Raw genomic sequence first — 13,443 nt, forward strand, 5'->3', positions numbered from 1 at the left:
TTGATCTTCATTCACTCCAGGATCGTACAACCGGCATGAGCGAACCCTACCTGAGCCGCTGGCGATTGCGGCGTGACGGCCCGGCCATCCGTACGCCCCACGCCCGGCTCTGGCCGGTGCTGACCGCCGCCGGCGAGCCGGCGATGCTGAAGATTGCCGGCGAAACCGAGGAGCAGAACAGCCATCGCCTGCTGCGCTGGTGGGACGGCGATGGCGCTGCCCGCCTGCTGGCCCACGAGGGGCCGGCGATCCTGATCGAGCGCGCCAGCGGTCAGTCGCTGCGGCAACGCTCGATCGATGGCGCCGATGACGCCTGTACCACGATCCTGTGCCAGGTCCTGCAGCGGTTGCACCGGCCACGGAGCGCGCCGCCTGCAGACCTGGTCTGCCTGCGTAGATGGTTCGCCGACCTGCTGCAGCCAAGGGCCGCGCTGCCGCCACTGCTGGAACAGTGCAGATCACTGGCAGGAAGGGTGTTGCAGGAAGAACAGGAGATCCGGCCGCTGCACGGCGACCTGCACCATGACAACGTGCTGGATTTTGGTGCGCGCGGCTGGCTGGCGATCGATCCGAAACGGCTGCTGGGTGACCGCGCGTTCGACTACACGACGTTGTTCAGCAATCCGGATCTGTGCGGCCCGGGCATCCACGTGGCCACGCGGCCGGAGCGGTTTGCCGCCCGGCTGGAACAGGTCAGCGCGCTGGCTGGGCTGGAACGGGCGCGCCTGCTGCGCTGGATCGCCGCCAGCGCGGCACTGTCGGCCGTGTGGTTCCGGGACGATGGCGACCCCGCCGACATCGACGAGGCGGTGGCGCGGATGGCACTGGAGGCGCTGGCGGAGAGGTGAGACCCGCGCTTGGCAGGTGCCCACCTTGGTGGGCACACCCATCCGGGATCGATGTGCCCGGACGAGAATCGGCAGCCGGTCAGGCCTTTTCCATCGTGCACAGCAGCGGGTGCTGGTTCATCCGCGAATACTCGTTGACCTGGGCAACCTTGGTCTCGGCGACCTCGCGGGTGAACACGCCGCAGACGCCGCGGCCGCGGGTATGGACGTGCAGCATCACCTGCGTGGCCTTGTCCAGGTCCATGCTGAAGAACTGCTGCAGTACATCCACCACGAAATCCATCGGGGTGTAGTCGTCGTTGAGCAGCATCACCTGGTAGAACGGCGGCGGCGCCACTTCCGGGCGCGCGGGCTCCACGGCAACGCCGTGCTCGTGATGGGAATCGGGGGAGGACTCATGGGGCATCCACCCATTATAGAGGTTGCACCGCGCCTGCGTCGGCCCGCCGCGGATTGGACGGCACGCACGCCCAACGTCACAATTGCAGCTTCTTTCAACACTGCTTCACAGGATCTTCATGAAAAGGACCCTTCTGCCCGCCCTGCTGATCACCCTGGCCGCTGCCGGTGCTGCCACCGCCGCACCCCAGGCCGACAAGTCCGTGGCCCGCCACCTGGACAAGCTGGGTTACACCTACGAGGTCGACGAGGATGGCGACTACCGCATGGTCTTCGACGTCGAGGGTGACCGCACCCAGATGGTCTACGTGCGCTCGGCGGTGGAAGACTTCGGCAGCCACAACATCCGCGAGATCTGGTCGCCGGCCTACAGTGCCAAGACCAAGCAGTTCCCGGTGGCCGTGGCCAACCGCCTGCTGGAAGATTCGCAGGACGCCAAGATGGGCGGCTGGGTGAAGCAGGACACCACCGCCATGTTCGTGGTGAAGATCGACGCCGATGCCACCCCCGACCAGCTCAGCGACGCCATCGATGCGGCCATCCGCACCGCCGACGCAATGGAGCTGGAACTGACCAAGAAGGACGAGTTCTGAGTTGAACGCCACGCCGGACCCGCGCTGGGCACCGCACGCCACCGTCGCCACGGTGGTGGTCGACGGCGGCCGCGTGCTGCTGGTTGAAGAGACCATCGACGGCCGTCCGGTGCTCAACCAGCCGGCCGGCCACCTCGAGCCGGGCGAAAGCCTGGCCGAGGCTGCCCTGCGCGAGACCCGCGAGGAAACCGGCTGGACCGTGCAGCTGACCCACTTCATCGGCTGCTACCAGTGGACCGCCGGCGACGGCACTGCCTTCCTGCGCTTCTGCTACGCGGCGCGCCCGGTCTCGCACGACCCGGCGCAGCCGTTGGACACCGGCATCGACCGTGCACTGTGGCTGACCCCGGCCGAGCTGCAGGCCGCCGGCGCGCGCCAGCGCAGCCCGTTGGTATGGCAGGTGGTGGCCGATTACCTGGGTGGCCAGCGCCATCCGCTTTCACTGGTCCGGGAGGTCGCATGAGCACTCCGCGCGTGATGGTGGGCGTGTCCGGTGGCGTCGATTCCTCGGTCGCCGCCTGGCGCCTGGTCCAGCAGGGCGAGGCCGTGGCTGGCCTGTTCATGCAGAACTGGGCCGACGACGGCAGCGGTGACTGCCGCGCCGAGGACGACCGCCGCGATGCGGTGGCGGTCTGCGGCCTGCTCGGCATCCCGTTCCACTTCCGCGACTTCTCCAGCGAGTACTGGCAGGGCGTGTTCGAGCACTTCCTGGCCGAGTATGCGGCCGGCCGCACGCCGAACCCGGACGTGCTGTGCAACCGCGAAGTGAAGTTCAAGCATTTCCTGGATGCTGCCCGCGAGCTGGGCGCCGAGCGCATCGCCACCGGCCACTATGCCCGGGTGACCCAGCGCGGCCACCAGTGGCTGCTGCTGCGCGGCGCCGACCGTTCCAAGGACCAGAGCTACTTCCTGCACCAGCTGGGCCAGGAGCAGCTGGCGGCCACCCTGTTCCCGATCGGCGACCTGGAAAAGAGCGACCTGCGCCGGATCGCGCGCGACGTTGGCCTCCCGACCCACGCCAAGAAGGATTCCACCGGCATCTGCTTCATCGGTGAGCGCGATTTCCGCGAGTTCCTTGGACGCTATTTGCCGGCCAAGCCGGGCCAGATCCTCGACCCGGCCGACGGCAGCGTGATTGCCGAGCATCCGGGCGTGTTCTATTTCACGCTGGGCCAGCGCGAGGGCCTCAACATCGGCGGCGTGCGTGGCCGCCCGGCTGCACCGTGGTATGTGGTCGGCAAGGATGTGGCCAGCAACGTGCTGTACGTGGACCAGGACCGCGACAGCCCGTGGATGCTGTCCGGGCGCCTGCGTTCGGAACGCGCGCACTGGATCGCCGGCGCGCCGCCGGCGCGGCGCTTCGAATGTACTGCCCAGACCCGTTACCGCCAGCCCGATGAGCCCTGTACGGTGCAGGTGCTGGATGACGGCAGCGTGCTGGTCACCTTCGCGCGCCCGCAGCGCGCCGTTACCCCCGGTCAATCGTTGGTGCTGTATGACGGTGACGTGTGCCTGGGTGGCGCGGTGATCGCCGCCACCGATGCGCCGCTGGAAGAGCGCCTGCGCACCACCCCCTCCCCTTTTGAGGTAATCGCTGCATGAGTTTCACTGTCGACGACCGCGTCCTGGCCCTGGCCGGCATTGCCCAGGCCCTGCAGCAGGTCCGCCGCATCGCCGATACCGGCCATTCCGACGCCGCCGCCGTACGCACCGCCGTGGACAGCGTGTTCCGCGTGGATGCGTCCTCGCCGCAGGCGGTGTTCGGTGACCGCCATGCATTGAAGGCGGGGCTGCGCCTGCTGCACAACTACTTCCGCAGCCAGGGCCAGGACCCGATCCTGCCCAAGCTGGCCCTGTCGGTGCTGCAGCTGGAGCGCCGCTTCGTGCAGGACGGGGCGACCGTGAACAAGGTCGCCTCCGGCATCGAGCGCGCCCAGCGCCAGGCCGCCGAACTGGGTGACAGCGGTCACCCGGACGTGCTCGCCAGCCTGGGCGGCCTGTACGCCGACACCATCAGCCACCTCAAGCCGCGGGTGATGGTCCAGGGCAACCCGCACTACCTGGGCCAGGCCGGCGTGGTGGCGGAGATCCGCGCCCTGCTGCTGGCCGCGGTGCGCGCGGCGGTGCTCTGGCGGCAGCTGGGTGGCAGCTACTGGGATTTCCTGTTCGGGCGAAAGGCGATGATCGAGGCCGTGGACCGCCTGCTGGCCTGAGGGTGTGGGGTCAGAGCCCTTTTCCATGGAAAAGGGATCCGACCCCGAGGCCGCCAGGGCGCCGTAAAACCGGCGCATTCAGAATGCACTTCGAGGCACATCGACGTTAAAGAGAAAGGGGGTACGGCCGATACATCCTCCGTGCACCTCCCGAGAACGTCCATGTACTCACGCATTTTCATCCGTCTGGCCGCCCCCCTGGCTCTGACCCTGCTGCTCCCCTTCGCCATCGGTTTCGAATGGCCGGCCGCCCTGCGCTGGGCGATCCTGACCACGATGACGCTGAGCTGGCTCGGCTTTGCGTGGTGGACCACCCGCGCCCAGGCACATCGCTCCCCCGAGCACGCCCGTGTCCTGCGCGAACAGGACCAGCTGCTGACCGAGCTGCGCAACTTCGTCGGCAACGAGATCGACGGTTCGCGTGGCGAAGTGGAACGCGCCCGTGACCTGATCCGCCAGGCCGTCTCCAGCCTCGGCGGCAGCTTCGATGCGATGAACCGCAAGTCGCGCCAGCAGAGCCAGGCCCTGTCGCGCATCGTCGACCGCGCCGGTGATGAAGGCAATGCCGGCCTCGACGTCGCCCGTTTCGCCCAGCACGCCAGCCATCGCATGGAACAGCTGGTGGAAGCGCTGGAACAGGTCAGCGGCCAGAGCAGCACCACCGTGCAGCACATCGACCAGATGGCGCAGCACCTGGATGGCATCTTCGCGTTGCTGGAAGACGTCAAGTCGATCGCCGACCAGACCAACCTGCTGGCGCTGAACGCGGCCATCGAAGCGGCGCGTGCCGGTGAAGCCGGTCGTGGCTTTGCCGTGGTCGCCGACGAAGTGCGCAACCTGTCCGAACGCTCGACCACCTTCAACGAGCAGATCCGCAAGCTGGCGCACAGCTCCAAGGACGCCATTGCCAAGGTGCGCGAGACGGTCTCGCACATGGCCTCGCGTGACATGGACCGCTCCCGCGAAGCGCGCCAGGAAGCGGCGGCAATGCTCGACAATGTCGCGCAGATCAATGCCTCGCTCGGCGACGGCATGCGCGAAGTGTCCGAGTGCGCCCGTGCGATCGATGGCAGCGTGGCCGAAGCCGTGCGCGCCCTGCAGTTCGAAGACATCGCCACCCAGGCCCTGGGCGGCGTGCACACCCACCTGGACCGCCTGACCGCCATCAATCGCGAAGCGGTGGCCCTGCAGGAGCTGCTGCACCGCAACGGCGGCGTGTTCGACGAAGAGATTGCCAGCGCCCTGCAGCGCACCGGCAACCGCCTGCGCGAGCTGCGCAGCGAATGGGAACGCCCGCCGCACAAGCCGGTCGCCCAGCAGAGCATGGGCGCCGGCACCGTCGAGCTGTTCTGATCCTGATGTCCGCTGCCCTCGCCGGCAGCCCGCAAGGCCCCGGTTCGCCCGGGGCCTTTGCCTGTGACCCGCCGTTGGATGCATCCTGTACGCGCACCATGACCCTGATCCGCGCCCTGCCCGCCCTCACCGACACCGAGCGCCCGCGCAACGCGAGCGTGCGTGAGCAGTTGCAGCAGCTGGAAGACGTCGCCCGCGAGGAACTGCTCGAACTGCAGCACCTGGCCGATGCGCGCCCCCCCCCCTCCCGAGCCGACGATGAACTGCTGGGACTGGCATGGGACCTGGGGCTGGATGGCGAAGCCCTGAAGTAGATCCGCGTCCTGCGTGATGGCCGTCGCGCATGGCATGATCCACCGGTCCCGTTCATGGAAGACCGATGGCCATCGCCCTGATCGCAGTACTCCTGATCGAAACGGTCCTTCTGATGGCCTGGGTGGCCGGCTATTTCAGCTGGGGCATCACCCTGTTCAACGAACGCATTGCGGCGTCACCGGCCATGCAGGCCCGCCTTTCGCTGGGCAGCCTGGAACGTGACCTGCCACAGGACAAGTGGCTGCGACTGGCTTTCCATGCGCTGCCCGATGGCAGCATGGCGTTCCGCGAGAGCTTCGCGCCGAGCTTCGGCCTGCGCTACTTCCCGGTGATGCGCGGTCGCATCGTACTCAACGCGCGACGGCACGAGGTGCGGGTGACGGGCCTGTGCAGCTGGTTCGTGGCGATCCTGTCGCTGCTGCTGTTGCCGCTGGTGGCGATGCGCCCGATGGTGGCGCCGATGCTGCTGGTACTGCCGCTGTTCCTGGCCAGCTACCTGGTCCAGAAGCGGCGCTACGCGGCCGTCGTCGAGGCCCTGCGCATGCAGTTGAAGGCGGAGTTTCCCAGGTAGGGCCACGCCGTGCGTGGATGGTCGCGCGCCCGCGCATCCGTGCCGACCGACGGCCGGCACCCACCGGAGCCGGGCGCACCAGAGTCAGGCCACACCGGGCCGGCATCTGCCAGCGCAGATCGTCAGCGCACCAGCACCGCTTCGCCGCTGGCGTCGGTGCGCATCGGCGCCGGGCGCTGCTGGCGCAGCCACTGCGCCAGATCGCGCGGGCTGAGCGGGCGCGAGTACAGGTAGCCCTGGATCTCGTCGCAGCCCTGGCGGCGCAGCATGTCTTCTTCCTGGTGGGTTTCCACGCCTTCGGCCACCACCTTCATGCCCAGCGCGTGGCCCAGGTGGACGATGGCCTGGGTGACTTCGGCCGTGCCCGAATCATGCAGCATCCCCTGCACGAAACTGCGGTCGATCTTCAGGCGCCCCACCGGGAAGCGATTGAGGTAATTGAGGTTGGAGAAGCCGGTGCCGAAGTCGTCCACCGCCAGCGGCACGCCGTGCCGCTCCAGCACGTCGAAGCAGTGGCGCAGGATGTCGGTGTCACGGATCAGCGCCGACTCGGTCAGCTCCAGTTCCAGCCGTTGCGGCGGCCAGCCATGGGCATGGCAGATCTCGATCACGCGCTCGGCGAAGCCGCGATCCCGCAGCTGCACCGCCGACACATTGACCGCGATGCGATCAAAGTGCAGTCCGGCACGATCCCACGCGGTTGCCTGGCGGCAGGCCTCGTTCAGCACCCAGTCGCCGATGCGCACGATCTCGCCGCACTTTTCGGCAATGGGAATGAACTCGGCCGGGCTGCAGTAGCCGATGCCGGGTCGGTGCCAGCGCAACAGTGCCTCGATCGCCGGTGGCTCGCCGTGGTGGGCGTGCAGCAGCGGCTGGTAGGCCAGGCTGAACTCGTCGCGCTCGATCGCCCCATGCAGGGCATGCTCGACGTCCAGCCGACGCTGGATGCGGGCCAGCGCGTCCTGGCTGTAGTACTGGTAGGTATTGCGCCCGGCTTCCTTGGCCGCATACATCGCGGCGTCGGCCGCGCGCAGCAGTGAATCGAAATCGGTCTGCGCATCGCCCAGCATCGCGATGCCGACACTGGCGCCGACCTTCAACGTGGTCTCGCCACGGCGCAGCGGCTCGGCCAACGAGGCGATCAGCTTGCGCGCCACGTGACCGGCATCCTCCGGCTCGGCCAGGTCACGCAGCACCACGATGAATTCGTCGCCACTGAAGCGGCCGAACAGGTCGTTGTTGCGCAGGTTCTGGTGCAGCCGGGTGGCGGCGGCCTTCAGCAGCGCATCGCCGGTGGCGTGGCCGAAGCTGTCGTTGATGGTCTTGAAGCCGTCCAGGTCGATGAACAGCATCGCCAGCGAGGTACCGCGATCGCGCGCTTCCTCGATGGCCTCGGCAGTCTGCTCGCCGAGCAGCACGCGATTGGGCAGGCCGGTCAGCAGATCGTAGTGGGCCAGCAGTTCGATGCGCTCGTTGGCTTCACGCTCGCGGGTGATGTCACGGAACAGGACGACGAACCGCGGCGGCAGGCCGTCACGACGGTCCAGTTCGATCAGCACCTGCACCCAGACGCGCAGGCCGGACTGGCGGTAGAAGCACAGGTCCAGCTGCTCGGGCAGGCCGCCGTTGGCGATACGGGCGAGCGCCGCCTCGAACGCGCTGCGCGAGTCCTCGGTGTACAGCGCCAGCGCCTGGTCGAGGGTGATCGGTTCCTTGCGCAGGCCATGGATGCGGTAGCACTCCTCGGTCCATTGCATGCTGCGGGTCTGCACTTCGATCTCGCAGCCGCCGATGCGGCCCAGCGCGGAAACCCGGTTCAGCAGTTCGGTGCGCCAGCGGATCAACGCATCGGTCTGGTGCTGTTCGGTGATGTTCTGTACCTGGCCAAGCAGTCGCTTGGGTTGCCCATCCATGTCCAGCAGCGGCTGCATCCACAGCCGCAGGTGCTGCGAAGGCTCATGGCCGCGGGTCAGCTCCAGCTCGAGGTTGGCAGCCCGGCCATCGCGCCACAACCGCCGCCATGCCGCGCGCAGCGCGCCGCGGGAGCGTGGATGCAGCTGCTTCAGCCAGCGCCGCTGGCCCGGAACGGCGCCCTGCTCCAGGGCCAGCAGCGAACGCAGTTCCGGCGACCACCAGAAATGCCCGCTGTTGGGATCAAACGACCAGCTGCCCATGCTGGCGATGCGCTGGGCCTCGCTCAGGTGCAGCTGCTGTTCCTGCAGCAGCGATTCGAGCTGCTTCTGCTGCTCGATATCGGTATGCGTGCCGACCATGCGCAGGGGCTGGCCATCGGCGGTGCGGGCGACCACCCGGCCGCGATCGAGCACCCAACGCCACTGGCCGTCGGCCTGGCGGAAACGGAACTGTGCGCTGTACTGCTCGCTGTGCCCGCGCAGGTGCTCGTCGAGCGCGGCACGCACCTGCACGATGTCCTCGCCGTGCACGCGTGCCAGCATGCCGGTCGCAGCATCCTCGCCGAGCGCGGGCGTGCGTGTGACGCGGTCACCGGGAATGTCCCAGTCCCACAGGCTGTGGCCGGCACTGTCCAGCGCCAGCTCCCAGCGCCCGCCCCCGTCCACCGGCACCGGCTCGGGGATGCTCAGGGTGAAGGCCAGCAGGTTGCCGGCGCCGTCGTGCACCGCACGCAGGTGGCCGTCGTAGTGCCCGCGCGGGCCGCCCGGCAGCGTGCAGGCGACGATGCCGCCATCGGCGGCCATCAGGCGCAGATCTTCCAGCATCGGCGCATAGGCCGCCACGGTGGCCGGCAGGCCATGCTCGCGCGCGGCCGGATTGGCCGCCAGCGGGCGCCCGGCACGGTCGACGATGACCAGCGCCGACGCAAGCGGGTGCTGCAGCAGGCTGGCGATGATCCCTTGGTCCACGCGATCTTGCTCCGGATGACACGCCCGTCAGCGGGGCACGCAGTGGTTAACGGCGCCTGCGGCGGATAATTGAGTGGTCACGGCACGCTGCGGGGTAAGATGACCGGCGCCCCTGTCACCCGCCCCGCCCATGCCCGCAGACCCCACCGGCAACGCCCCTGTTCCCGACCCGCGGATGGCGCAGGCGCTGAGCCGTGACCGCCGGCGGGTGGTGCTGAGTTACCTGGTGATGGCGCTGGCCTGGATGATCTCCACCGACAGCGTGGTCCAGGCATTGGTGCCCGATCCGCAGCGGGCGGCGCTGTGGCAGGGCCTGAAGGGTTCGTTCTTCGCCCTGGCCAGCGCAGGCCTGCTGTATCTGCTGCTGCGGCCGCTGGCCGAACACGTGCTGCACACCCATGCCCGCCAGCAGGCCTCGGAGCTGCGCCTGCGCCAGATGTTCGAGGGCAACCCCGGCCCGATCCTGGTCTATGACCTGGACACGCTGGCGATCCTCGATGCCAATCCCGCCGCCTGCAGCGCGTTCGGCTGGGACCGTGACGAACTGCTGGAGCAGACCATCGATGCGCTGTGGCCACCGGGCCAGGACCAGGCGCTGCAGACCAAGCTGGAGGCGATCCGCGAGGCGCCCGAGGCGTTGTGCATCCTGCGCGCGCAGTTGCAGCTGCGCGATGGCTCGCTGCGGCACATGGAACTGCGCTCCAACGCCATCAGCTACGACGGCCACAACGCCCGCCTGCTGATCGCCATCGACCGCACTGCCGAGGACCTGGCCCAGCTGCGTCGCGACCAGGCGCTGGCACGGGTGGAGGAAGCCCACGAACTGGCCCGCATCGGCGCCTGGGAACTGGACCCGTCCACCGGGCTGGGACGCTATTCCAACCAGGTCTATCGCCTGCTCGGCCGGCGCCCGCCCGAGGCCCGGCGCTGGCACCGCTTCGACGAGCTGCTGGTCCCGGCCGACCCGGCCACCGCCACCCAGACCGAACAGCTGCTGGCCGAGCTGTGCTGCGGCGAGCCGGTGCAGGTGGACGTGCTGCTGCCGCTGCTGTCGATGGACGGGCGCGCGCTGATGGTGCACCTGCGCGCGGCCAGTGGCATCGATGAAGCCGGTCGCAGCCGCGTGCTGGGCACGCTGCAGGACGTGACCGAGCGCGAGCAGTCGCGGCGCCTGCTGCGCGAGCGCGAGGAGCAGTTCCGCGAGCTGGTGCGGGTGCTGCCCGACGGCGTGGTGATCCTGTCCGACGAACATGTGCTGTACGCCAATGCCTGGGCCGCCGGCCTGTTCGGCTATGGCAGCCATACCCTGCTGGGCGAGCCGTTGTCGGCACTGGTTGCTGCCGCAGACCTGCCGCGGGTGCGCAGCCAGCTGCGCGCCGGCCAGCCCCACCTGGGGCCGGGCCACAGCAGCGTGGTGGCGATGCAGCGTGCCGACGGCCGCAGCTTCCACGCCGGCCTGGCGGTGGGCGAAGTGCGCTACGGCGGCCGCGACTGCAAGCTGCTGATCGTGCGCGACCTGAGCGATTCCGAACGCACGCGCAGCGCGCTGGAAACCAGCAACCGCGAACTGCAGGCGATGGCCGGGCGACTGTTCTCGCTGCAGGAGGACGAGCGGCGCGCGATCTCGCGCGACCTGCACGATGACATCGGCCAGGCCATCACCGCGATCAAGCTGTCCGCGCACGCGGCGCAGGACGAGGATGATCCGCAGCGTCGCGGCGAGGATCTGGCGCAGATCGTCAGCCTAGCCGACACCACTGTGGCCAAGCTGCGCGACATCTCGACCCTGCTCCGTCCACCGCAACTGGATGCACTGGGCCTGGAGGCGGCGCTGAGCTGGCAGGCGCGGGTGCTGTTCCGCTCTTCGCCGGTGGAGCTGCTGGCCGAGATCGAACCGCTGCCGCATCGCCCGGACAACAGCATCGAACAGGCCTGCTTCCGCATTGCCCAGGAAAGCCTGACCAACGCGCTGCGCCATGCGCGCGCCAGCCAGGTCCTGCTGCAGCTGCGCGATGTCGGCCAGCGCGGCCTGCACCTGCAGATCCGCGACGATGGCGAGGGCTTCGATCCGGATGGCCCGCGCGGCCTCGGCCTGATCGTGATGCGCGAGCGCGCGCAGAGCGTCGGCGGCCACGTGCGGATCGAGTCCGCGCATGGCGAAGGCACCCTGGTCGACGTCCATCTTCCCTACCAGGCGGCCTGCATGGCCGCCGTCGATTCACCGGAATACTGAGCCTATGTGGAATTCCAACCTGCCCCCGGTCAGCATCGATGATGCTCCCGACCGCCTTGGCGCCGGCAACCCCGAGCTGCAGGCGATGGTTGCCGAGGCGGCCTCCGGCGGCATCGCGCTGATGCTGATGCACGTGGACATCGACCACTTCGCATCGGTCAACGAGAACATGAGTGCCGAAGTGGGCGACCAGGCGCTGGTGCTGGTGGCCCAGCGCCTGCAGTCCTACCTGCGCGGACGCGGCAAGCTGTGGCGGCATGGCAGCGACGAGTTCCTGATCGCGGTGCCACGCACCGACGACGTGCCGCTGCCGGAGGATTTCGCCGAGGAGATCCGCCAGCAGATGGAACTGCCGCTGTCGGTGCTGCCGTACACGCTGTTCATGACCGGCAAGCTGGGCGTGAGTCTGTGCCCGGAACATGCCAGCAGTGCCTCGCGCCTGCTCGACCATGCCGAGGATGCGCTGTACCAGGCCGCCCGCGAAGGCGGCAATGCCGTGCGCATCCATGCGGTGGATACCCCGCCGAGCGCGCACAGCGAGAGCATCATCGCGCGCCAGATCGTCGACGCCATTCCCAATGGCGAATTGAAGCTGCGCTACCAGCCGCTGGTGAGCGCCCGCGACGGCCACGTGGTCGGCATGGAGGCGCTGCTGCGCTGGCAGTCGCCGACCCTGGGCATGCTGGTGCCGGAGCGGTTCATGCGCACCGCCGAGCGCCTGGGCATCATCGTGCAGATCGGCACCTGGGTACTGGAAGGCGCGCTGAAGCAGGCCCGGCTGTGGCGCGACCAGGGCTTTGATGACTTCACCATCGCAGTGAACGTGTCCACGTTGCAGCTGCTGCGGCCGAACTTCTTCGCCGAGGTGATGTCCCTGCTGCAGGCCGCCGGCGTGCCGGCGCACATGCTGACGCTGGAGATCAACGAAAGCGCACTGACCAACAATGTCAATTTCGTCCATGAGACGCTGGCCAACCTGCGCAACGAAGGCATCAGCCTGAGCCTGGACAACTTCGGTACCGGCGACTCCAGCCTGAGCGCGCTGGTGCGCTACCCGGTGGACAAGCTGAAGATCGACCGCAGCTTCATCAAGAGCGCGCCGGCCGGTAACCGCGAGGCGGCCATTGCCCGCGCGATCATCGCGATGGGCCACCAGCTGGGCATGACGGTGATCGCCAACGGCGTGGAATCGCAGGCCCAGCTGGGCTTCCTGCGCCGCAACGACTGCGACGTGTTCCAGGGCTACCTGTTCGGCGAGCCGATGTCGGCCGATGCCGCCGGCATGACCCTGCGCCGCCGCTACCTGCGCCCGGAAGCCTTCGCCGAAACGCGCCCGGACCGGACGCTGCTGCTGCTGGATGACGAGGAAAACGTGCTGCGCTCGCTGGTGCGCCTGTTCCGCCGCGACGGCTACCGCATCCTGGCGGCGGGCAATGTGCGCGATGCCTTCGACCTGCTGGCGATCAACGACGTGCAGGTGATCCTGTCCGACCAGCGCATGAGCGACATGAGCGGCACCGAGTTCCTGGGCCGGGTGAAGATGCTGTACCCGGATACGATCCGCCTGGTGCTGTCGGGCTACACCGATCTGAACACGGTGACCGATGCGATCAACCGCGGCGCGATCTATCGCTTCCTGACCAAGCCGTGGAACGACGACGAGTTGCGCAAGCACATCCACCAGGCGTTCCGCACGTACGAGGAACAGCGCCGCAGCAATGCGGGGCCGGTGCAGGTGGAAAGCGGAGACGGCGGTGAGGATCGCCCGCCGCGGTGACGATGCGGCCCGGTAGAGCCGGCCGCTGGCCGGCTGCTCTGGGTGTCCGGTTCGATGAGGTGGCCGGCCAGCCGATTGGCCCCGGTAGAGCCGGCCGCTGGCCGGCTGCTTTGGGGTGTCCGGTTCGATGAGGTTGCCGGCCAGCGGCCGGCACTACCGATTGGTCCTGGTAGAGCCGGCCGCTGGCCGGCTGCTCTGGGTGCCCGGTTCGATGAGGTTGCCGGCCAGCGGCCGGCACTACCGATTGGTCCTGGTAGAG

The 13,443-nt window shown here is 68.5% G+C and carries 12 protein-coding genes; 10 read left to right on the forward strand and 2 right to left on the reverse strand.

Annotation, left to right across the window (positions count from 1 at the left end; translation table 11 throughout):
• Positions 1–35: 35 nt before the first annotated feature.
• Positions 36–848, forward strand: coding sequence for an APH(6) family putative aminoglycoside O-phosphotransferase (locus AC5P9I_RS18865; protein WP_049467739.1), 813 nt, complete (start codon positions 36–38; stop codon positions 846–848).
• A 79-nt stretch (positions 849–927) separates the two neighbouring features.
• On the opposite strand, the gene clpS is transcribed toward AC5P9I_RS18865, so the two are convergent.
• Positions 928–1,254 carry an ATP-dependent Clp protease adapter ClpS gene (gene clpS, locus AC5P9I_RS18870; RefSeq protein WP_006444529.1) on the reverse strand — a complete coding sequence of 109 codons (327 nt, stop codon included), beginning with the start codon at positions 1,252–1,254 and terminating at the stop codon, positions 928–930.
• Between the two features lie 112 nt (positions 1,255–1,366).
• Here clpS and AC5P9I_RS18875 point away from each other — a divergent pair, with 112 nt between their 5' ends.
• The 7 genes from AC5P9I_RS18875 (at position 1,367) to AC5P9I_RS18905 (ending at position 6,292) form a co-directional block, all read left to right on the forward strand.
• Complete coding sequence (locus tag AC5P9I_RS18875) at positions 1,367–1,840, forward strand: hypothetical protein (protein WP_049467743.1); 474 nt, start codon at positions 1,367–1,369, stop codon at positions 1,838–1,840.
• 1 nt (position 1,841) lies between these two features.
• Entirely contained in the window at positions 1,842–2,303 is a 462-nt protein-coding gene (locus tag AC5P9I_RS18880) for an NUDIX hydrolase (RefSeq protein ID WP_049467746.1), read from the forward strand.
• Positions 2,300–3,442 (forward strand): tRNA 2-thiouridine(34) synthase MnmA, encoded by a 1,143-nt coding sequence (gene mnmA / locus AC5P9I_RS18885; RefSeq protein ID WP_049467749.1) that lies wholly within the window; start codon positions 2,300–2,302, stop codon positions 3,440–3,442. Before AC5P9I_RS18880 ends, mnmA begins: the two co-directional genes overlap by 4 nt.
• A complete protein-coding gene (hflD, locus tag AC5P9I_RS18890; protein WP_049467751.1) occupies positions 3,439–4,053 on the forward strand; it encodes a high frequency lysogenization protein HflD in 615 nt (204 codons plus the stop codon). Before mnmA ends, hflD begins: the two co-directional genes overlap by 4 nt.
• 162 nt (positions 4,054–4,215) lie before the next feature.
• Complete coding sequence (locus AC5P9I_RS18895; protein WP_014647075.1) at positions 4,216–5,406, forward strand: methyl-accepting chemotaxis protein; 1,191 nt, start codon at positions 4,216–4,218, stop codon at positions 5,404–5,406.
• A gap of 98 nt (positions 5,407–5,504) precedes the next feature.
• Positions 5,505–5,720 carry a hypothetical protein gene (locus AC5P9I_RS18900; protein WP_049467755.1) on the forward strand — a complete coding sequence of 72 codons (216 nt, stop codon included), beginning with the start codon at positions 5,505–5,507 and terminating at the stop codon, positions 5,718–5,720.
• A gap of 65 nt (positions 5,721–5,785) precedes the next feature.
• A complete protein-coding gene (locus tag AC5P9I_RS18905; RefSeq protein ID WP_049467757.1) occupies positions 5,786–6,292 on the forward strand; it encodes a hypothetical protein in 507 nt (168 codons plus the stop codon).
• Between the two features lie 122 nt (positions 6,293–6,414).
• Here AC5P9I_RS18905 and AC5P9I_RS18910 read toward each other — a convergent pair whose 3' ends face one another.
• Positions 6,415–9,174: a bifunctional diguanylate cyclase/phosphodiesterase gene (locus AC5P9I_RS18910; protein WP_049467761.1), complete on the reverse strand. Its 2,760-nt coding sequence runs from the start codon at positions 9,172–9,174 to the stop codon at positions 6,415–6,417.
• A gap of 130 nt (positions 9,175–9,304) precedes the next feature.
• On the opposite strand from AC5P9I_RS18910, the gene AC5P9I_RS18915 reads away from it, so the two are divergent.
• Both AC5P9I_RS18915 and AC5P9I_RS18920 read left to right on the forward strand, forming a co-directional pair.
• A complete protein-coding gene (locus AC5P9I_RS18915; protein WP_053463205.1) occupies positions 9,305–11,407 on the forward strand; it encodes a sensor histidine kinase in 2,103 nt (700 codons plus the stop codon).
• Positions 11,408–11,411: 4 nt separating this feature from the next.
• On the forward strand, positions 11,412–13,184 hold the full coding sequence (locus AC5P9I_RS18920) for an EAL domain-containing protein (protein WP_049467766.1): 1,773 nt from the start codon (positions 11,412–11,414) through the stop codon (positions 13,182–13,184).
• Positions 13,185–13,443 lie beyond the last annotated feature (259 nt).

The sequence above is a fragment of the Stenotrophomonas sp. YJH_SMC_29 genome (assembly GCF_059371235.1).